Annotated in this window: 15 protein-coding genes; 6 read left to right on the top strand and 9 right to left on the bottom strand. The window is 60.3% G+C overall.

Annotation, left to right across the window (positions count from 1 at the left end; all coding sequences use genetic code 11):
- Window positions 1-42 precede the first annotated feature (42 nt).
- Window positions 43-1,104, bottom strand: a complete 1,062-nt coding sequence (lptG, locus tag QUE41_RS02205) for an LPS export ABC transporter permease LptG (protein WP_286342891.1) — start codon at window positions 1,102-1,104, stop codon at window positions 43-45.
- A 2-nt stretch (window positions 1,105-1,106) separates the two neighbouring features.
- Window positions 1,107-2,207 carry an LPS export ABC transporter permease LptF gene (gene lptF / locus QUE41_RS02200; protein ID WP_286341331.1) on the bottom strand — a complete coding sequence of 367 codons (1,101 nt, stop codon included), beginning with the start codon at window positions 2,205-2,207 and terminating at the stop codon, window positions 1,107-1,109.
- 242 nt (window positions 2,208-2,449) lie between these two features.
- Between lptF and pepA the strand changes: the two genes are divergently transcribed.
- The 3 genes from pepA (at window position 2,450) to QUE41_RS02185 (ending at window position 7,402) form a co-directional block, all read left to right on the top strand.
- Entirely contained in the window at window positions 2,450-3,955 is a 1,506-nt protein-coding gene (gene pepA, locus QUE41_RS02195; RefSeq protein ID WP_286341330.1) for a leucyl aminopeptidase, read from the top strand.
- A gap of 124 nt (window positions 3,956-4,079) precedes the next feature.
- Window positions 4,080-4,532 carry a DNA polymerase III subunit chi gene (locus QUE41_RS02190; RefSeq protein ID WP_286341329.1) on the top strand — a complete coding sequence of 151 codons (453 nt, stop codon included), beginning with the start codon at window positions 4,080-4,082 and terminating at the stop codon, window positions 4,530-4,532.
- Window positions 4,533-4,555: 23 nt separating this feature from the next.
- The gene (locus QUE41_RS02185; RefSeq protein ID WP_286341328.1) at window positions 4,556-7,402 is read left to right on the top strand and encodes a valine--tRNA ligase; all 2,847 of its coding nucleotides are present in this window, start codon (window positions 4,556-4,558) and stop codon (window positions 7,400-7,402) included.
- A gap of 696 nt (window positions 7,403-8,098) precedes the next feature.
- Here QUE41_RS02185 and QUE41_RS02180 read toward each other — a convergent pair.
- Window positions 8,099-9,136, bottom strand: a complete 1,038-nt coding sequence (locus tag QUE41_RS02180; RefSeq protein WP_286341310.1) for an IS110 family RNA-guided transposase — start codon at window positions 9,134-9,136, stop codon at window positions 8,099-8,101.
- A gap of 734 nt (window positions 9,137-9,870) precedes the next feature.
- On the opposite strand from QUE41_RS02180, the gene parM reads away from it, so the two are divergent.
- Window positions 9,871-10,890, top strand: coding sequence for a plasmid segregation protein ParM domain-containing protein (gene parM / locus QUE41_RS02175; RefSeq protein WP_286341327.1), 1,020 nt, complete (start codon window positions 9,871-9,873; stop codon window positions 10,888-10,890).
- Window positions 10,891-10,897: 7 nt separating this feature from the next.
- Window positions 10,898-11,632 carry a hypothetical protein gene (locus QUE41_RS02170; RefSeq protein WP_286341326.1) on the top strand — a complete coding sequence of 245 codons (735 nt, stop codon included), beginning with the start codon at window positions 10,898-10,900 and terminating at the stop codon, window positions 11,630-11,632.
- A gap of 10 nt (window positions 11,633-11,642) precedes the next feature.
- Here QUE41_RS02170 and QUE41_RS02165 read toward each other — a convergent pair whose 3' ends face one another.
- From QUE41_RS02165 to QUE41_RS02150, 4 genes are all read right to left on the bottom strand, one after another.
- Window positions 11,643-12,881, bottom strand: coding sequence for a GGDEF domain-containing protein (locus QUE41_RS02165; protein ID WP_286341325.1), 1,239 nt, complete (start codon window positions 12,879-12,881; stop codon window positions 11,643-11,645).
- Between the two features lie 140 nt (window positions 12,882-13,021).
- The gene (locus tag QUE41_RS02160; protein WP_286341324.1) at window positions 13,022-14,272 is read right to left on the bottom strand and encodes a GGDEF domain-containing protein; all 1,251 of its coding nucleotides are present in this window, start codon (window positions 14,270-14,272) and stop codon (window positions 13,022-13,024) included.
- Between the two features lie 143 nt (window positions 14,273-14,415).
- A complete protein-coding gene (locus tag QUE41_RS02155; protein WP_286341323.1) occupies window positions 14,416-15,378 on the bottom strand; it encodes a nucleoside hydrolase in 963 nt (320 codons plus the stop codon).
- 1,056 nt (window positions 15,379-16,434) lie between these two features.
- Window positions 16,435-17,673 carry a GGDEF domain-containing protein gene (locus QUE41_RS02150; RefSeq protein WP_286341322.1) on the bottom strand — a complete coding sequence of 413 codons (1,239 nt, stop codon included), beginning with the start codon at window positions 17,671-17,673 and terminating at the stop codon, window positions 16,435-16,437.
- A gap of 279 nt (window positions 17,674-17,952) precedes the next feature.
- Between QUE41_RS02150 and QUE41_RS02145 the strand changes: the two genes are divergently transcribed.
- Window positions 17,953-19,143, top strand: a complete 1,191-nt coding sequence (locus QUE41_RS02145; protein WP_286341321.1) for an MFS transporter — start codon at window positions 17,953-17,955, stop codon at window positions 19,141-19,143.
- Between the two features lie 6 nt (window positions 19,144-19,149).
- Here the strand turns inward: QUE41_RS02145 and QUE41_RS02140 are convergent, their stop codons facing one another.
- Window positions 19,150-19,596, bottom strand: a complete 447-nt coding sequence (locus tag QUE41_RS02140; protein WP_286341320.1) for a universal stress protein — start codon at window positions 19,594-19,596, stop codon at window positions 19,150-19,152.
- A gap of 204 nt (window positions 19,597-19,800) precedes the next feature.
- A complete protein-coding gene (locus tag QUE41_RS02135; protein ID WP_286341319.1) occupies window positions 19,801-20,244 on the bottom strand; it encodes a universal stress protein in 444 nt (147 codons plus the stop codon).
- Window positions 20,245-20,393 lie beyond the last annotated feature (149 nt).

Raw genomic sequence — 20,393 nt, 5'->3', positions numbered from 1 at the left:
CCAGTTCTAAACCGGCCTTTGCCAGCCTTGAGTGTAGTGGAACTAGCGCCGCTGCAGCAGGTAGATGGCCACTCCGGCAAACAGCATGGAGGGCAAAAACGCCCCCAGGAAGGGCGGCAGGTTGGCCACCAGGCTCATGGGGCCGAAGATCTCGCTGGCCAGGTAGAAACTGAAGCCGGTCACCACCCCCAACAGGATGCGCGCCCCCATGGTCACGCTGCGCAGCGGACCGAAGATGAAGGAGAGCGCCAGCAGCATCATCACCGCCACGGTCACCGGCTGCCCCACCTTGCGCCACAGCGCCAGCTGATAGCGGGTGGGGTCCTGCTGATTCACCTTGAGGTAATCCAGATAATCCAGCAGACCGCTGATGGACAGCGACTCTGGGTGCACCGTCACCACCTGCAGTTTGTCCGGGGTCAGGGTGGACTTCCAGCGATCCTGCTCCCGCTCGGTCACCGTCACCTGCTTCTCCTCCATCAGGGTGTCGGTGATGTCGATGATGCGCCAGGCATCGCCGTCAAACACCGCCTGCTTGGCGAAGGTCACCTTGTCCAGGTTGCGAGATTTATCGAAGTGGTAGATGGTGACGTTCTGCAGATGGCCGGTGTCCTGCACCGTGCCAATATTCACGAAGCTGTCCCCATCCTTGGCCCAGGAGCCCCGGGCCCCGCCAATCAGGTTACCGCCGGAGATCTTCTGCGCCTTCATCTCCCGGGCGGTGGCCTCGGAGGCCGGTGCCACATACTCGCCCACCAGCATGATGGTCAGCATCAGCGGCACCGCGGTCTTCATCACCGACAGGGTGATCTGGAATTTGGACATCCCCGCCGCCTGCATCACCACCAGCTCAGAGCTGGAGGCCAGCATGCCAATGCCGATGAGGGCACCCAGCATGGCGGCGATGGGGAAGAACATCTCGATGTCCCGGGGCACCAGGAACAGCACATAGAGGCCCACGTCGAAGATGTCGAAGTCGCCGCGGCCCACGTAGCGCAGCTGGTCGACAAACTTGATCAGCCCGGACAGGCCGGTCAGTACCAGCAGGCACAGGGCCGAGGTGTTGATGATGGTGCGGCCGATGTAGAGGTCAAGAATCTTGATCATCACTTGGCCCTCACCAGCTTGGCGGCAATCTTCTTGCCCGTAGGCCGGCCCTTGCCCACCAATATCACCCCGATGGCCAGGGCGGCCAGATGGATGCCCCACATGCCGATGGCGGCGGGAATCACCTGATCCTCAATGGCCTTGCGACCGGCCATCATCAGGGCGAAGTACCCCAGGTACATCAGGATCGCCGGCATCATCTTGGCAAACTTACCCTGGCGCACATTGGTGCGGGCCATGGGTACCGCAATCAGGGTCAGCAGGGGAATGGCGATGGGCACCGCCAGCCGCCAGTGGATCTCCGCCCAGGCGTGGGGCGTGCCCTCATCCAGCAGCTGCTGCATGGAGTAGGCGGACAGCTTGCGGCGCTTCTTGTCCACCTCCTGCTCGCGGATCTCCATCTGATAGGTATCGAAGCCGATCTGATTGGACTCGGGAGAGCCGGCAATCATGTTGTAGCGGGTGCCCTCACTCAGCTGCAGTCGCTGGGAGCCGTCGCGCTCCTCCACCATGGCACCGCCGTTGGCCATCACGATGGAGGTTCCACTGTCCGGCTGATCATTGGGGGGCAGCATGGCCACGAACACGTTCTCCAGCTTGCCCTTGGACAAGCCTTCCACGTAGATCACCGCCTTACCGTTGGATGCCTGCTGGAACCGGCCCTGCACCAGGGCCGCCAGCCCTGCCTCAGATTCGGCCTTCTCCAGCACCTGGTACTCCGTCTCCTTGGCCCAGGGCGCCACCTTGATGGAGATAAAGCCGGAGACGATCGCCATGATCAGCGCCAGCACCAGGGTCACCCGGGTGACGTACCACTCGGACACCCCCACGGCGTGCAGCACCGTCATCTCACTGTCGGCGTAGAGACGGCCATGTGCCAGCAGGATCCCCAGGAACAGGGACAGCGGCAAAATAAGCGCCAAGAGTTCGGGCATATTCAGCGCCACCAGGGTGGTGATCAGCTTCCCGGGAAGCTGACCTTCGGCGGCGTCCGCCAGGATGCGAACGAACTGTTGACTTACGAAAATGGAAACCAGCACGGCCAGCACGGCAATCTGTGCTCTGAACGCTTCCTTCAACAAGTAGCGAAAGATAATCAAAGTCTGTGCTCAACTAGCAAACTTGTAATTTCTCTGGAAACGAGACGTTATTTAAGTAAACTGGTTACTTTCAGATGTTTTTGTAACCAGCCCGGGCCCTTATCCCCTATTATTTAAGGGGGCAACATCGGGGCGGACCCCAGTTTAGCAGATGGAGTTCCGCAATGATGCTGTCAGGAGCCGATAAAGGGGCCATTATCTAACAATTCATACGCTTTGTCTTTACGAAACCGGGAGATGGCATGGAGTTCAGTGTAAAAAGCGGTAGCCCAGAAAAACAGCGCAGCGCCTGCATCGTTGTAGGTGTCTTCGAACCGCGCCGCCTGTCCGCTGTAGGAGAACAACTGGATCGCATCAGCGACGGCTACATCAGCAACCTGCTGCGCCGCGGCGATCTTGAAGGAAAACCCGGTCAAATGCTGTTGCTGCACCACGTACCCAATGTGCTTTCTGAGCGGGTACTGCTGGTAGGCTGTGGCAAAGAGCGCGAGCTGGATGAGCGCCAGTACAAGCAGATCATCGCCAAGACCATCAACACCCTCAACGAGACCGGTTCCATGGAAGCGGTGTGCTTCCTGACCGAACTGCACGTTAAGGGTCGCGACACCTACTGGAAGGTGCGCCAGGCAATTGAGACCACCCAATCCACCCTGTACACCTTCGATGCGCTCAAGAGCAAGAAAGACGAGACCCGTCGCCCTCTGCGCAAGATGGTGTTCAACGTGCCCACCCGTCGCGAGCTGACCGTGGGTGAGAAAGCCATTGCCCATGGTCTGGGCGTGGCCGCCGGCAGCAAGATGTGCCGTGACGTGGCCAACATGCCACCGAACATCTGCAACCCCGCCTACCTGGCCAGCCAGGCGCGCCAACTGGCCGAGCAGTACGACAAGCTGCGGGTCGAGGTGATCGGCGAAGAGCAGATGGCCGAACTGGGAATGAACTGCTACCTGGCCGTGGGCCGTGGCAGTGAGAACGAGTCGATGATGACCGTCTGCCACTACCAGGGCGGCGACGAGGACCAGCGTCCCATCGTGCTGGTGGGCAAGGGCCTGACCTTCGACTCCGGCGGCATCTCCCTCAAGCCTGGCGAAGGCATGGACGAGATGAAGTACGACATGGGCGGCGCCGCCGGCGTACTGGGTACCCTGAAGTCCGTGTGCGAGCTGGACCTCAAAGCCAACATCGTCTTCGTTCTGGCCGGCTGTGAAAACATGCCCGACGGCAAGAGCTACCGCCCCGGTGACATCCTCACCACCATGTCCGGCCAGACCGTCGAAGTGCTCAACACCGACGCCGAAGGCCGCCTGGTGCTGTGCGACGCCCTCACCTACGTGGAGCGTTTCGACCCCGAGCTGGTGATCGACACCGCCACCCTGACCGGTGCCTGTGTCATCGCCCTGGGCAAGCACGCCTCCGGCCTGCTCTCCAACCAGAACTCCCTGGCCCACGACCTGCAGCACGCCGGTGAACAGTCCGGTGACCGTTGCTGGCGTCTGCCCCTGTGGGAAGACTACCAGGAGCAGCTGAAGAGCCCCTTCGCCGACATGACCAACCTGGGTGGTCGTCCCGCCGGGACCATCACCGCCGCGGCCTTCCTGTCCCGCTTCACCAAGAAGTACAGCTGGGCCCACCTGGACATCGCCGGTACCGCCTGGGAAAGTGGCGCCAACAAGGGCTCCACCGGTCGCCCTGTGCCTCTGCTGACCCAGTTCCTGCTCTCCCGCACCGGTGAGCTGGACGTAGAATAAGGCCTTGGGCCTGACCAACTGAAAAAGGCGGGGTTCTCCCCGCCTTTTCTGTTTCTGTCGCCGCCTCGACGCGATAGAATACTCCGTTCGCCCTTTGGGGCTGAGCTGACAGGAGCCGAACTGCATGGCCAACGCCACCTTCTATCTCATCGATGCCAACGCCGACGGTGCCCTGAGCGCCCACCTGAGCCTGGCCTGCCAGCTGGCAGCCAACTGCTACCGGCAAGGCAAACCTGTCTACCTCCACTGCGAGGACCAGGCCCAGGCAGAGCAGATGGATGAGACCCTGTGGCAGTTCGATGCCGATCGCTTCGTCCCCCACAACCTGGTGGGAGAGGGTCCCCGGGGTGGTGCCCCGGTGGAAATTGGCCATAATGGCCAGTTCAGCTCAAAAAAACGGCCGGTTTTAATCAACCTGGCCGCCAAAGCGCCCCAATTTGCGGTAGAATTTGCGCAAATTTTCGATTTTGTCCCGGCTGCCGACGATGCCAAGGCCCTGGCCCGTGAGCGTTACCGCGCTTACCGCCAGATGGGGGTGGAACTGACCACCCATGACCTGGCTGCGCAGCCGCTTTAGTTTTCACTGATTTCGGAACACCCATGGATAAGACTTACAACCCCAACGCCATCGAACAGCGCCACTATCAGCGTTGGGAGAATGCCGGGTACTTCAAGCCCCACGGCGACACCAGCAAAGACGCCTACAGCATCATGATCCCGCCGCCGAACGTCACCGGCAGCCTGCACATGGGCCACGCGTTCCAAGACACCATCATGGACACCATGATCCGCTACCAGCGGATGCAGGGCAAAAACACCCTGTGGCAGGTGGGTACCGACCACGCCGGTATCGCCACCCAGATGGTGGTCGAGCGCAAACTGGCCGCTCAGGGGATCACCCGTCAGGAACTGGGCCGTGAAACCTTCATTGACAAGGTGTGGGAATGGAAAGCCGAGTCCGGCGGTACCATCACCCAGCAGCTGCGTCGCCTGGGCGCGTCCGTAGACTGGGACCGTGAGCGCTTCACCATGGATGAAGGCCTGTCCAAGGCGGTTCAGGAGGTGTTTGTACGCCTGTACGAAGATGACCTGATCTACCGCGGCAAGCGCCTGGTGAACTGGGATCCCAAGCTGCACACCGCCATCTCCGATCTCGAAGTAGAGAACAAGGAGAAGAAGGGCTTCATGTGGCACTTCCGCTACCCTCTGGCGGATGGCGTTCAGACCGCCGACGGCAAAGATTACATCGTGGTGGCCACCACCCGTCCGGAAACCATGCTGGGCGACACCGGCGTGGCGGTAAACCCGGAAGACCCTCGCTACAAAAATCTGATTGGCAAAGAGATCATCCTGCCTATCGTTAATCGTCGCATCCCCATCGTCGCCGACGAGCACGCCGACATGGAGAAGGGCACCGGTTGTGTGAAGATCACCCCGGCCCACGACTTCAACGATTACGAAGTGGGTAAACGCAACAAGCTGCCGATGATCAACATCCTGACCTTCAATGGCGACATCCGTGACGCCGCCGAAGTGTTCGACTTCAACGGTGAAGCCTCCGACGTCTACACCACCGAGCTGCCCGAGAAATACCACGGCCTGGAGCGCTTCAAGGCGCGTAAAGCCGTAGTGGCCGAATTCGAAGAGCTGGGTCTGCTGGAAGAGATCAAAGACCACGTGCTGCAGGTGCCTTACGGCGACCGTGGCGGCGTGGTGATCGAGCCGATGCTGACCGACCAGTGGTACGTGCGCGCCGCCCCTCTGGCCAAGACCGCCACCGAAGCCGTTGAAAACGGCGACATCAAGTTCGTGCCTCAGCAGTACGAGAACATGTACTTCAGCTGGATGCGCGACATCCAGGACTGGTGCATCTCCCGTCAGCTGTGGTGGGGTCACCGCATCCCGGCTTGGTACGACGAGTCTGGCAAGGTCTACGTAGGCCGCACCGAAGACGAAGTGCGCGCCGCCAATGGCCTGGCCGCCGACGTGGCCCTGCGCCAGGACGACGACGTACTGGACACCTGGTTCTCCTCCGCCCTGTGGACCTTCTCCACCCTGGGCTGGCCGGACAACCTGGAAGATCTGAAGACCTTCCACCCCACCGACGTGCTGGTAACCGGTTTCGACATCATCTTCTTCTGGGTTGCCCGGATGATCATGATGACCATGCACTTCATCAAGGACGAAGACGGCAAGCCACAGGTTCCGTTCAAGACCGTGTACGTGACCGGCCTGATTCGTGACGAAAACGGCGACAAGATGTCCAAGTCCAAGGGTAACGTGTTGGACCCTCTGGATATGATCGACGGCATCGACCTGGAATCCCTGGTTGAGAAGCGCACCGGCAACATGATGCAGCCGCAGCTGGCCGCCAAGATCGAGAAATCCACTCGCAAGCAGTTCCCGGATGGCATCGCCCCACACGGCACCGACGCCCTGCGTTTCACCCTGGCAGCCATGGCCTCCACCGGTCGTGACATCAACTGGGATATGAACCGCCTGGAGGGTTACCGCAACTTCGCCAACAAGCTGTGGAACGCCAGCCGATTCGTACTGATGAACACCGAAGAGCACGACTGTGGCTTTGGCGGTGGCGAGATGGAGCTGTCCCTGGCGGATCGCTGGATCCTGGCCCAGTACAACGACACCGTGAAGAACATCCGTGAAGCGATGGAAGGCTACCGTTTCGACATGGCCGCCAACATCGCCTACGAGTTCACCTGGAACCAGTTCTGTGATTGGTACCTGGAGCTGACCAAGCCGGTTCTGCAATCTGGCAGCGACGCCCAGCAGCGCGGTACCCGCCACACCCTGATGACCGTGCTGGAAGGGATGCTGCGCATGCTGCACCCGCTGATGCCTTACATCACCGAAGAGATCTGGCTGACCGTTTCCAAGCTGATGGGCATCGAAGCCGATACCATCATGCTGCGTGAGTTCCCAAGCTTCGATGCTTCTCTGGTGAACGAAGAGGCTCACGCCGATCTGGAGTGGGTGAAGCAGTTCATCGTCGCGGTGCGTAACATCCGCGGTGAGCTGAACGTGGCGCCATCCAAGCCACTGAACGTGCTGCTGAAGAACGCCTCCGCTCAGGATCTGGCTCGCATCGACACCAACAGCACCTTCCTCACCAAGCTGGCCAACCTGGAGTCCATCACCGAGCTGTCTGGCGACGCGCCCATGTGCACCACCCAGCTGATTGGTGAGATGGAGCTGCTGATCCCCATGGCCGGCCTGATCGACGTGGAAGCCGAAATGGCCCGTATCGACAAGCAGATCGCCAAGCTGGCTCAGGACGCCGAGCGTGTTGAGAAGAAGCTCTCCAACCAGGGCTTCCTGGCCAAGGCCCCCGAGGCCGTTGTCGCCAAGGAGCAAGCCAAGCTGGATGAAGCCAAGCGCGACATCGCCAAGCTGGAAGAGCAGAAGCAACAGCTCAGCGCTCTGTAAGCTCTAGCCTGAAAACAGAAAAGCCACCCTAAGCGGTGGCTTTTTTATTGTTTTCACCCCTCTACAACCACAGACGCTGGATTGCGGCGTTCGCCACAATGACGGTGCGAAGGGGAGCCACATGGCATTGATTGAGTGCCCTGCGAACCTGCAGCTTCAAGCCAAAGCTACGACGGAGTGCTCCCCCACGCCACACGCACCATCGCCTCCCCGGCGCACGCCGGGGCCCAGTGGCTTTCCTGTTTGGGCTCCGGCTAAAACCACAGACGCTGGATTGCGGCGTTCGCCACAATGACGGTGCGAGGCATTGATTGAGTGCCCTGCGAACCTGCAGCTTCAAGTAAAAACAGCGACGGAGTGCTCCCCCACGCCACACGCACAATCGTCTCCCCGGCGCACGCCGGGGCCCAGTGGCTTTCCTGCTCGGGCTTCGACAAAAACCAAAGACGTATATGGACGCCCCTGCAGTTGCAAGACATTGATGAGATCGGTTTGCGGACGTATATTCGGCGTCTGTATTACCTTCGAGAGGTAGCGCCACAATGTGGTCCGAACCTGGCCACCTTCACGCTGGAACGACATTCTCTGTCGGTCTTATGTCAGGCTCTTGCCAGGCCGGATAACCGTTTTTCATCAAGCTATGCAAACTCAGGTTGCTTGGTACCCTCTATTCCTCTTTCTGAGTGGAGGATGTGGTTATTTAGAAACTGTGAAAGCGTGGGTCAACTCGAATTGGTTTCCGCTGACCGTCATGCTCCAGGCAATCCGGGCCAATTTATTGGCCAGGGCCACGATTGCCTTGCACTTGCCCCGACGCGCTATCAGGTTGCTCAGCCATCTCCCCAGCCTGTCATCTCGTTTGGCCACATGAGCGAAGACCGCTCTTGCCCCGTGAATTAACAGCACTCGTAGTTGCTTGTTTCCTGCCTTGGTGATGCTGCCCAATCTAGTTTTGCCTCCAGTGCTGTGCTGCTTTGGAACCAAGCCACACCAAGCCGCCAGTTGACGGCCATTAGAAAACTGCCGACCGTCACCCACTTCACTGACGAAAGCCGCCGCGACAATGGGGCCGAACCCCGGAATGCTCTGCAAAATTTGGTAGCGCGGCTGCTGTTTGCACAGCTGATGAATCTCCTGCTCTATGGCTTTGATTTCCTCATCCAGAGCTTTGAGCTCCCGCTCTATCCGCAGCAACAGCCCCCGCATGACAAAGCTCAGACCGTTATCGCCATCTTCAACGGATTCGGGTAACTGATTTCTCAGCAGCTTTATCCCGGTACTGAAGTTAACGCCATATTCCCCTGCCAAGCCGCGTATCTGACAGGCCAGAGCCGTTCTGTATTCGACCATTCTCTGCCGGACGCAACGCAGAGCCTTAATGTCTTGCTGCTCAATGGTCTTTATGGGGACGGGATGCAGCTTAGGCCGGAAGGCTGCCTCGCAAATGGCCAATGCATCGTTGGCATCGTTCTTTTGCGCAGACACCATGGGTTTTACGTGTTGTGCGGGGATGAGCTTCACCTGGTAACCAGCCTGCTGAAGCTGCCTTCCCCAATAGTGAGAGCGAGCACAAGACTCCATGGCCACTAGTGTACCCGTTGGAAATTCAAGGAGTGTGTGAAGCAGCTTTTCTCTTTTGACCTTGCGGTTCCAAAGGATGGAGCCATCCTCCAACAGAACGCAAACCTGAAAAACACTCTTGGCTAAATCAATTCCAATGGCTTTAATAGACATGATGGATGCTCCTCTCTGAATTATGTGTCGCAACTTAATTCTGGCGCATTTGACGCCGTATCGTAGGGGGGCGTCCATCACATCACTGGATTGCGGCGTTCGCCACAATGACGGTGCGAGGGGGAGCCACATGGCATTGATTGAGTGCCCTGCGAACCTGCAGCTTCAAGTAAAAACAGCGACAGAGTGCTCCCCCACGCCACACGCACAATCTTCTCCCCGGCGCACGCCGGGGCTCAGTGGCTTTCCTGTTTGGGCTCCGGCTAAAACCACAGACACTGGATTACGGCGTTCGCCACAATGACGGTGCGAGGGGGAGCCACATGGCATTGATTGAGTGCCCTGCGAACCTGCAGCTTCAAGTAAAAACAGCGACAGAGTGCTCCCCCACGCCACACGCACAATCGTCTCCCCGGCGCACGCCGGGGGCCAGTGGCTTTCCTGTTTGGGCTCCGGCTAAAACCACAGACACTGGATTGCGGCGTTCGCCACAATGACAGTGCTAAGGGGAGGTGCATGGCAATGAATACACTCCCTGCGAAACTGCAGCTTCAAGCCAAAGCTACGACGGAGTGCTCCCCCACGCCACACGCACAATCGTCTCCCCGGCGCACGCCGGGGTCCAGTGGCCTTCTGCCGCCCGCAAAAACTCACAATTTTCGACAGGAAATTAAAGTTCCGGAAAAAAGCTGTCGCCCTAGCCCACCCAGTGGGCTAATTTTCAGGAAACCGCAATGCCACAGGCCAAGATGAAGTTCGCCATCGACGATGGCTCCACCAACGTAAAAATCAGCTGGATCGAAGGTGGTCTGGTGCGCAGCATCACCTCCCCCAACTCCTTCCGTAAGGAGTGGAAGAGCGCCGCGCTGCTGAGCGACAAGAAGGTGTTCAACTACCAGGTGGGCAGCACCAAGTACACCTACGACGCCACCTCGGACAAGGCACTGTCCACTACCCACGTGGCCTTCCAGTACGACGACCTGAACCTGCTGTCTGTGCACCACGCCCTGCTGCAGACCGGCATCGAGCCCTGCCCGGTCTCCATCCTGGTAACCCTGCCCATCACCGAGTACTACAACGCCGACGACTGCCAGAAGAACGAAGAGAACATCGCCCGCAAGAAGGCCAACCTGATGCGGAAGATCAGTCTCAACAAGGGCCAGCTGTTCGAGATTGTCGACGTCCAGGTGCTGCCGGAGAGCCTGCCTGCGGTACTGACCACCCTGATGGACTCCGGCGTCAACCAGTACACCAAATCCCTGGTGATCGACTGCGGCGGCACCACCCTGGACATGGGGGTGATCGTCGGTGAGTTTGACGATGTCTCCGCCGTCTACGGCAATGCCGACATCGGCGTATCCATGGTCACCAACGCCACCCGCAAGGCCCTGGCTGCCGCCGACAGCGACGCCAGCTATCTGGTGGCCAACGAACTGATCAAACGCCGCCACGACCGCGATTTTGTTGGTGACGTCATCAATGACCTGTCCAAGCTGGACTGGGTGCTGGGCAAGATTGACGAGAAGATCGCCGAACTGGGCAGCGCCGTGGCTTACGAGGCCAAAACCTTCGCCCGCAACCCCAACCGCATCTATCTGGTGGGCGGTGGCGCCACCCTCATCGAGCCGGCGATCCGCGAAGCCTACCCCAGCCTGGGCGAGAAGATTGTACTGGTGCCCGAGCCCCAGGAAGCCCTGAGCCGGGAGATCTGCTGCTACCACGCCGCCGAGCCACAAACCGCCGAAGCCGTCTGAGGCCAGTATGCGCATACGTTGCAGCTTTACCCTGGAGCCTGAACAACATCAGAACCACAGCCATGCGGTGGAACGACTGCGCCAATGGCAACAGCGGGAGAAGAGCCTGGAGAGCAACAGCCAGGCGCAACTGGCCCGCCGCAACGCCTTCCATCGGGATCTGTATCTGAGCGGGCTGTTCCTGCACCAGCTCTCCCCCCAACTGACGGCGCAGCTCAGCGCCCGCCTGGGGGAGCCCAATCCGGATGCCGCCCTGCAGCAGTGTCTGACCAATGCCGGGCTGCTACAGTCCGGCGAGGGCGCCCTCTCCGATGGCCAGTGGCAACAGCTCACCTCCATGCTGAAGACCGCCATGGCCACCCCAAAACCGGACGCCGGAGCTGATCTCGGCGCCCTGACCCGCCAGCTGGAACAGGTAGAGCACAAGTTGTCGACCATCCCCGCCCCCACACCGGCCCAAGTGGATCCGGCCCTCTCTGCCCTGGAAGGGCAACTGACGCAACTGGTGGAGTTTCAACAGACGCTGATGGAGAGGTTCGATGCCCTGCCCGAGCGCAGCCAGCCGGACCTTGGCCCCTCTTTGCTGCAACTGAAGCAGGGCCAGGAGAAACTGATGTCCCAGCTCAAGGGACTCAAAGGCCAACTTGCCCAGCCAGGCACTGCCGCCTCCGAACCGGAGCCGGCCCAGCTCGAAAGCCAGCTTGAGAAAGCCAGCCGGGTGAAAGCCAAGGGGATCTGGTAGCAGGCGGCCGCTAAGGCAGGGTGTGGCCCCGCCCTATGATGGTCCAGGGAAATGGCCGACCATTGTCCACCACCAGGCAGTTGCGCCCCCGATTCTTAGCCCGGTACAGGGCGGCATCGGCCCGGCGAAGAACGTCATCCAGGTGGCGGTCATCGATGCTCTGCTGCACCAGTCCCAATGACACGGTGATCTGTTCGACCCGCTCCTGCTTGTCGTGATCGACGGGCTGGTTCAGGGGGCGACGAATGCGGAAGGGGTAGCTGGCCACCTTGCGGCGTACATTCTCCAGGGCGTTGGCGCAGCACCCCCGGGTGCGCGAACGGAATACGATGACGAACTCCTCCCCGCCCAGGCGATACACCTTGCCGCCGCCCTCTACCTCATCCAGCAGCTGGGCCACCAGCCTGAGCACCTCATCACCCACTTCGTGGCCATAGGTATCGTTAAACTGCTTGAAATGATCCACGTCTGCCATGGCCAGATGAAACCCCCTGGGCAGATCGTTGAGCATGGACTCCAGGCTGCGCCGGTTGCGCAGCCCGGTTAGGGTATCGAAGAAGGCCAGACGATAGCTGTGCAGCAGCAACAGCAAAATGGTGAACACCCCCATGGCCGAGAACGCCACCTCAGGCATGCTCTCCACCTTGAAGCCGCACACCCCAAACCCGAGCACCAGCAGCGCCATCAGCGCCGCCATGTCCACGCTCTCCCGCCGCTGAAACAGCATGGCCAGGGGCACCGTCATGCTGGTCACCAGCAAAATCAATCCGGCCAGAGGCGGGTCGCCCAGATCCAGTCCGGGCAGGCTCGACAGCAGCTGCTCTGAGGTCGCCGGGATCTCCACCAGCAGCACCGCCCCCAGGGCCAGCACCGACGCCAGCAACAGGTAACACTTCCAGTTGTTGGACTCCCCAGCCATCAGGTCGGGCACCAGCTCGAAGGTGATGATCAGCGGCGGCACCATCAGGCACAGCAGCCACAACATCAGCTCGTTGTGGCCAAAGGGCAGCAGCTGCTGCAGATAGAGTTCAAGGATGCTGTAGGCCACCAGGGACACCAGCAGAATGAAACTGACCTTGGGTTGGGCATAGAGGCGGCTCACCAGCCAGGCGGCGCACAACAGCAGCCACGGCAGGACCGTGACCAGATTCATGATGGCGGGATGAGACCCTGCCAGCAGTTGGGGCAGCAGCAGTATCAGGGAGCAGAGCAGCACCGGCAAGGCGCCCTGCACCGTCCGTATCAACATATCAACATCCTGTTCCTCGCGAGGAGCACTCCTGTGCTCCCATTTTTTGGTTTTCACCAAAGAGGATAGTTGAGATGTTCCGGGTACGCCTAAAGGGATAGATCGAAATATCGGGAAAAGTTAGAACTTTTTGCCGGTCGTTATGCCATGGCCCGGCGACGTGCGGGGCGCCGGCCAGGGGTGGCGTCGGCACGAATGCAGTTACGGCCCGCCTGTTTGGCTTGGTAGAGGGCCTCGTCCGCCCGCTTGATCACCGCCTCGGCATTGGCATCATCGAAGCGGGCCTGAGCCAGCCCCATGGACACCGTGATGGTTTGCGGCGGCGTCTTGGGTTTGGCTTCCCGACGACGCCGTCTTACCGGGCCGCTGGGCTGCTTGTCACGCACGTAGAAGGGGTAATCGGCGATGGCCTGGCGAATCTCCTCCAGCGCCTCCAGACAACGCTTGCGATCGCGGCTGGGGAACAGGATGGTGAACTCCTCACCGCCGTAACGATAGACGGTGCCCCCGGCCCCCACCTTGGTCAGCCGCTGGGCCACCAGCCTGAGCACGTCATCGCCCACGTCGTGGCCGAAGGTGTCGTTGAAACTCTTGAAGTGGTCGATGTCCACCATGGCCACCTGGTAGCGGCCACTGAGCCCTTTCAGGCGCGAGTCCAGGCTGCGGCGGTTGCGTACACTGGTCAGCAGGTCGTAAAACGCCAGCCGGTAGCTGTGCAGCACCAGCACCACCAGCAGCAACACCCCGAGGCAGGTGAACATCAGTGAGGAGATCCCCGGCACATCGAAGTTGAAGCTGGTCAGCGCCAGGGCCATCAGGCACAGCAGGGCGGCGGAATCCCCCTTGTCCTGGCGGCGGTTCTGGCTGAGGGCGCAGATGGCGAAATAGCTGCCCATCAGCAGCAGGGCCAGCCAGGGGGCGGGGTAGCCGCCCAGAGGCTCAAACCAGCCCGCCAGCGCCTGGTGGGCACCAGCCGGATCCGTACTGAGCTGATAGTAGAACAGACCGGTGGGCACCAGGGCCACGGTCAGGGCAGAGAGGTAGTAGCCGCTGAACAGCCAGCGCTCGGGGAGCTTGTCGTAGAGGAACACCAACAGCGGGGCGATGAGGCACAACCCCCAGAACTTCAGCTCGGTGTTGCCCTGGGGCAGGGGCACCTGCAGGTCGTTGCGGATCAGGGCATAGGCACCCAAGCACACCATCACCATAAAGCTGAGCTTTTTCAGTCCATAGACGAAGCTGACCAGCCCGGCCGCTCCCAGCAGCACCCAGGGCAGGTACTCCAGCAGCCAGCGCACTTCGCCGCCGGCGGCCGCCAGCCATCCTGGCAGCACCGCCATACTGATCAGCATAAACAGCGCCATACCTAGTTGGATCAGGCGATGCGACATCCTATCTCTTCCCCTAAGGTTATGCTGGCACCAGGTGCCCTATTGTTCTCTTGTGCTACAGAGTACCTGAAATGGCACCGCAGCGGGATAGATTCCCTGGCGAATCCTTCGCACAAGGCGACCCATCCCGCCGCAAACTGAAACTAGGCCAGGCTGAGGATACTGTCCCAGTACAGTTGAAGCAGACGCTCGTTCTCCACCCCAACGCACACACTCTGGGCCCGGTTGGAGGACCACTGGTCGTGGTGGTAGAACTTGTCGTCGGTCTTCTGGATGGTCATGCCGATGGCAGGCCCGTCGGTGACCACGCGTACCGGCCCCTTACGGGTGGTGAACAGGCTGGGGTCGGCCACATAGGCCACCGCCGACGGGTCGTGCACATGGCAGCCATTGACGCCAACGCGCTCGGAGTAGAACTTCAGGTAGAAACGGCTCACGTCCCAGATGAACTGGCCCACGTCACCGGCGGCATCGCGCAGCTTGTCCAGGTATTCGCCGGTAAAGAAGGTCTGGTGGGTCACGTCCAGGCCGACGATCACCACATGCCAGTCGGCGGTAAACACCACATCAGCGGCATGAGGGTCGTCATAGATGTTGGCTTCGGCCACGGGAGAGATGTTGCCGCTGTGGCCCTGTTCGCCGAAGGCCGCCCCCATGATCACCACCTCTTTGACGTTGTTGACGATCTCAGGGTCGTACTCCAGTGCCAGCGCCAGGTTGGTCAGAGGGCCGACCGCCACCAGGGTGATCTCGCCGGGATGGGCCCGGGTCATCTCGCTCATGTACACATGGGCGGGACGAGAATCGATGTTGATGGGCTGGTCCGCCGGCGCTTCCACCGTGCCCAGGCCGTGTTCACCGTGCACCACCACGGTCGGGCCCACAGGATCACGAGTGATGGGGCCTTCGGCACCACGCACCACGGTGGCGCCCATGTTGAATTTGTCGTTGAGGAAGCAGGCGTTGCGGGTGCAATCCTCGATGGTGCCGTTGCCGTACACCGTGGTGATGGCCATCATGTCGATGTTGGGCAGGGCGTGGGCAAACAGCAGGGCCATGGCATCATCGATGCCTGGATCGGTGTCAAAGATAATCTTCTCGGCCATAGGGGTCTCTTTCTTGTTCTGAGTTCAGCGCAGCCGGCGCTCGGTGGCGCCCATTATCGATCACACACCAGGTGAAAACTGCGCGGCCGGCCTCGTTTACCGGATTGGATTATAGCGCCGCCAATCCGTCGGTGAACTGGATTATTTTACTCTGTTATCTACCTGCCTCTCACCACTGCTCGTCGATGAAAACCACAGACGCTGGATTGCGGCGTTCGCCACAATGACGGTGCGAGGGGAAACCGCATGGGTTGGATTCAGGCTCCTTGAGAACCTGCAGCTTCAACTAAAAACAGCGACGAAGTGTTCCCCTAACCTATTGCACAATCGTCTCCCCGGCGCACACCGGGGCCCAGTGGCTTTCCTACTCGGGCCCGCTGAAAACCACAGACACTGGATTGCAGCGTTCGCCACAATGACACCCCTCTCCCGTCTCCCCGGCGCACGCCGGGGCCCAGTGGCTTTCCTGCTCAGGTCCACCTAAAACCACAGACACTGGATTGCGGCGTTCGCCACAATGACGGTGCTAAGGGGAGCTGCATAGGTTGGAATCAGACTCCCTGCGAACCTGCAGCAGCGACTAAAGGCAGAAGACCTCTTGGCGACGAGTCAGCAGCAACCTCAACCCGTTACTACTGAGTGCCTCCCCCACCCTATCGCACAATCGTCTCCCCGGCGCACGCCGGGGCCCAGTGGCTTTCCTGCTCAGGTCCACCTAAAACCACAGACACTGGATTGCGGCGTTCGCCACAATGACACCCCTCTCCCGCCTCCCCGGCGCACGCCGGGGTCCAGTGGCTTTCCCGCTCGGGCTCCGCCGAAAACCACAGACACTGGATTGCGGCGTTCGCCACAATGACGGTGCTAAGGGGAGCCGCATGGGTTGAATTCAGGCTCTCTGCGAACCTGCAGCTTCAAACAAACGTAGCAACGAAGTGTTCCCCCTCCACACGCACAATCGTCTCCCCGGCGCACGCCGGGGTCCAGTGGCTTTCCTGCTCGGGCTCCGGCTAAAACCACAGACACTGAAGTACCGCACTCAGCACAATGAAGATACTAAGCCACACTCTTGCGCGCACTGCGGCCCACCATGGCGTCGGTGCGGATGCAGTTGCGCCCCGCTTCCTTGGCCTCATAAAGGGCGATGTCGGCGCGCTTGATGGCCTCTTCATACCCGGCATCACTGGGCTCGGCCTGGGCCAATCCAATGGACACGGTGATGGCCTGAGGCGGCACCTCTTTCCCTCCTGGTCCCAGACGCCCTACCCTGCCCTTGGACTCACGGGAACGGATGCGAAACGGATAGGCGGCAATGGACATACGCACCTCTGCCAGGGCCGCGAGACAGGTGGCGCGGTCGGCGGAGGGAAACACTATGGTGAACTCCTCACCCCCATAACGAAACGCCACACCGCCAGCACCGATGCGATTGAGCCTCTGAGCCACCATCCTCAGCACGTGATCGCCCACGTCGTGGCCAAAGGTATCGTTGAAACGTTTAAAGTGGTCGATGTCGACCATGGCCAGTTGATAACGCCCACCCCGACCACTGAGCACCGCATGCAGGCGGCGCCGATTGCGGATCTCCGTCAGCGGGTCGAAATAGACCACCTGAAACCCGTGAAACAGCAGCAGGGTCCACAGCGCCAGCCCAAGATAGGTAAACACCAGGGAGGAGAAGCCGGAGATGTCATAGTTGCTGAATAGCAGCGCCAGGGCCGTCAGGCACAACAGGGCGGCGGAGTCCCCCTTATCCTGATTGCGGTACTGGGTTTGGGCACACAGGGCAAAATAGAGCAGCATAAACAGCAGCGCCAGCCAGGGGGCCGGATAGCCCCCCAGACCCTCCACCAGCGATTCCAGCATCCTGCGCTCAAGCTCCGGCGCATACTGATGCAGCAGCAACAGTAAGCCGCAGGGCGCTAGGGAAAGCGGCACCGCCAGGTAGTAACCGTCGAACAACCAGTGATCCGGCAACTGGTCATAGAGAAAGATCAGCAGAGGGGCCAGCAGGCACAGCTCCCAGAACAGCAGCTCGCTGGTATGCCCGGGCTGCAGCACCAACAGGTGTTGTCGGCATACGGTGTAGAGCACCAGGCACAGCACCACCATCAGGCTGAACTTCTTCAGCCCGTAGATGTGCGCAGTTACTCCGGCCGCCCCCAGCAGGATCCAGGGCAGGTAGACCAGCAGCCAGCGTACGCCCACCCCCACCTGGGTTTGCCAGTCGGGCATTATGGCCGCCACCACCAGCATCAACAGCGCCAGGCCCAACTGTAATTGACGATGAGACATCGCTTCTTATGCTCCGTGTCCCACCCTTTGGCCAGCACCAAGTGAGTGCGTTAAGGAGCGCCCCCGTATATTTCAGACCCAGACATACGGTCACCCACATGTCATCAATAGGACACAAAAGCGACTCCAATTGCCCGGGCCTGAAGGCGCACCGCAAAAAAGCACTCGCCAGTGTAAGCGGCTGTCCTCGGCATCGATTAAGACTTCATTGATGATTTGTATTATTCCGCACCCATGGACAGGAGTATGCTGACGGCAGATTTCGCACCCGGAATTCCCATGGCTCATCTGGACGGACGCAACTACTACCGCGCCCTGACCGCCCTTACCCTGGCGGCCATGGTGGTGTTCTGCAACCTGTATGTGGCCCAGCCGATGCTGCCGCAACTGGCCGACACCTTCGGCCTGGATGCCTCCACCGCCAATTGGCTGCATGCCGGAGCCCCCCTGGCCCTGGCGCTGTCGTTAATCCCCTGGGCCATGCTCTCCGACGTCCTGGGCCGTCGCCCCATCATGCTGATCTCTCTGGCCAGCCTGCCGCTCATTAACTTGGCGATTCTCACCACCAGTCAGGTGGAGTGGTTTATCGCCCTGCGCATCCTTCACGGCGTGATGCTGGCCGGCTTCGTGGCGGTGGCCGCCGCCTGGATGTCGGAAGAGATCGGCGCCGCCCGTCTCCCCACAGCCATGGGCAGCTACGTGGCCGCCAACGCCGTGGGTGGCCTCAGTGGCCGACTGGTGGGCGGCCTGGCCAGCCAGTTTGACAGTTGGCAAGTACCCTTTATGACCCTGGTGGCCCTGAGCTGCGCCGCCGCCCTGATGCTGTGGTGGCTGCTGCCCAGACAACAGAACTTCCAGAGCGTCACCCCATCGCTGAAGTGCGCCTGGCATGGGCTGATGGACCATCTGCACAACAAGCAGCTGCAGCCCGCCTTCCTCATCGCCGGCATCACCTTCGGCACCTTCGTCAACCTGTTTACCGTGCTGGGCTTCCAGCTGGCCCAGGCCCCCTGGAACCTGACCACTGCCCAGCTCTCATTGCTGTTCTGCACCTACCTGGCTGGCAGCGTCTCTGCTCAGCTGTCGGGCCGCTGGCTGCGTTACTTCACCGCTCCGGCAGGCATGCAGACCGGCGCCCTGTTCCTGATCATGGGCACGGTGATCACCCTGTCTCACGACCTGGCGGTAATCGTACTGGGGCTGCTGCTGTGTTCGGTGGGCTTTTTCCAGGTGCACAGCCTGGCCTACTCCTGGGTGGGCAAACAGGCGAAAAGGGAGCGGGCCAAAGCCAGCTCCCTCTATCTGGTGCACTACTATCTGGGGGCCAGCCTGGGCGGCTTCGTGCTGCTGCCCATCTGGCAATTGGGAGGTTGGCCGCTGGTGGTGGCCAGCAGCCTGGTCAGCTACGCCCTCATTGTGCTGCTGGCTCACAAGCTGCAGCTACGGGCGCAAGTTGAATCGACCGCCTGATAAAGCCTAGGTGTCCAGCGCCTTGGTGCGCACGGTCAGCACGTCACAATGCACATGGTTAAGCACCACATTCACGGTGGAGCCCAGCAGACGACGCAGACCGGAGTGACCGTGGGAGCCCATCACCACCAGATCGATGTCCAGCTCCTTCACCGCCCGCTCAATCTCGCCGGTGGCCCGGCCCTCGCGAACCAGCAGGTGATTGTCGTCCAGATCACCACCAAGCTGGGCCAGTTTCTCCTGGGAGCGGCGATTCAGGTCCTGTTTGAACTCCTTCAGGTGGCCGCTGAAACTGGCCGCCTCAAACAGATAGAGATCGGACAGAGACTCGTCCACATGCAGCAGGAAGAGTTCGGCGTTGTTGTCGGCGGCAATGCGCTTGCCCTTGGTTACCAGGCGCTCGTTGTCGTCGTGAAAATCAACCGGAATGAGAACCTTCTTGTAGTTACACATAGTCAGCCTCCCTTTTCACTCGCCTCAGACCTTCAGTGAGGCCCAAACCAGAAACTCAGCGTATCCCCATTAATTGTAGGTGAATGAACCGCATTTCACTGACCCGGAGTCCTGCCCTTTTCAGTGTGCAGACACAACAGAGCGGGCCTTGGCCCGCTCTCTTCATTCACTCGCAATCACCCAATCAAGGCACCAGCAGGACACCTATTCGCGGATACGCACGGTCAGCACGTCGCAATCAACGTGGTTCAGGACACTGTTGGCGGTGGAACCCAGCAGACGCTGCAGGCCGGAGTGCCCATGAGTTCCCATCACGATCAGGTCGATGTCCAATTCACGCACCACGTCTTCAATCTCGGTGGCCGCCTTACCTTCGCGAATCAGCTGCTCGGAATCGGCAACGCCCATCTCCTCGGCAAAGTTGCCCAGACGTACGTGGGATTCACTGCGGATCTTGTCTTTAAAGGCTTCCAGCTCATCACCGAAGCTCACCGCTTCAAAAGTGTAGATACCGGCCATCGGCTCATTGACGTGCAACAGGTAGATGTTGGCACCATTAATCTCGGCCAACGCCTTGCCCTTGGCAATGATCTGGTCGTTGTCGCTGTGGAAATCTAACGGAATCAATACTTTCTTATACGCTTTCATCCTGACTCTCCTTCTGCGCTCCTGGTGGGCCGTGCCTTGAAAGGCACTCCATTGGCGAATCTTTCGCCACAGTTCCATAGCACCATAGCCCCAAGCACCCAACCATGATCTCCATCAACCTCCCTCCCTAAGGTCACAGGACCTTTGTT

The organism is Ferrimonas sp. YFM (genome assembly GCF_030296015.1).
GTDB lineage: Bacteria > Pseudomonadota > Gammaproteobacteria > Enterobacterales > Shewanellaceae > Ferrimonas.
The sequence above is the reverse complement of the archived record's forward strand: the minus strand, read 5'-3'. Positions and strand labels throughout refer to the sequence as shown.

Excerpts from the sequence above, each read along its gene's own strand:
- QUE41_RS02165 (WP_286341325.1), bottom strand. The coding sequence starts at position 12,881 with ATGTTGATACGGACGGTGCAGGGCGCCTTGCCGGTGCTGCTCTGCTCC.
- QUE41_RS02140 (WP_286341320.1), bottom strand. The coding sequence starts at position 19,596 with ATGTGTAACTACAAGAAGGTTCTCATTCCGGTTGATTTTCACGACGAC.
- QUE41_RS02190 (WP_286341329.1), top strand. The coding sequence starts at position 4,080 with ATGGCCAACGCCACCTTCTATCTCATCGATGCCAACGCCGACGGTGCC.
- QUE41_RS02145 (WP_286341321.1), top strand. The coding sequence starts at position 17,953 with ATGGCTCATCTGGACGGACGCAACTACTACCGCGCCCTGACCGCCCTT.
- QUE41_RS02150 (WP_286341322.1), bottom strand. The coding sequence starts at position 17,673 with ATGTCTCATCGTCAATTACAGTTGGGCCTGGCGCTGTTGATGCTGGTG.
- pepA (WP_286341330.1), top strand. The coding sequence starts at position 2,450 with ATGGAGTTCAGTGTAAAAAGCGGTAGCCCAGAAAAACAGCGCAGCGCC.
- QUE41_RS02185 (WP_286341328.1), top strand. The coding sequence starts at position 4,556 with ATGGATAAGACTTACAACCCCAACGCCATCGAACAGCGCCACTATCAG.
- QUE41_RS02180 (WP_286341310.1), bottom strand. The coding sequence starts at position 9,136 with ATGTCTATTAAAGCCATTGGAATTGATTTAGCCAAGAGTGTTTTTCAG.
- QUE41_RS02155 (WP_286341323.1), bottom strand. The coding sequence starts at position 15,378 with ATGGCCGAGAAGATTATCTTTGACACCGATCCAGGCATCGATGATGCC.
- parM (WP_286341327.1), top strand. The coding sequence starts at position 9,871 with ATGCCACAGGCCAAGATGAAGTTCGCCATCGACGATGGCTCCACCAAC.
- QUE41_RS02135 (WP_286341319.1), bottom strand. The coding sequence starts at position 20,244 with ATGAAAGCGTATAAGAAAGTATTGATTCCGTTAGATTTCCACAGCGAC.
- QUE41_RS02170 (WP_286341326.1), top strand. The coding sequence starts at position 10,898 with ATGCGCATACGTTGCAGCTTTACCCTGGAGCCTGAACAACATCAGAAC.
- QUE41_RS02160 (WP_286341324.1), bottom strand. The coding sequence starts at position 14,272 with ATGTCGCATCGCCTGATCCAACTAGGTATGGCGCTGTTTATGCTGATC.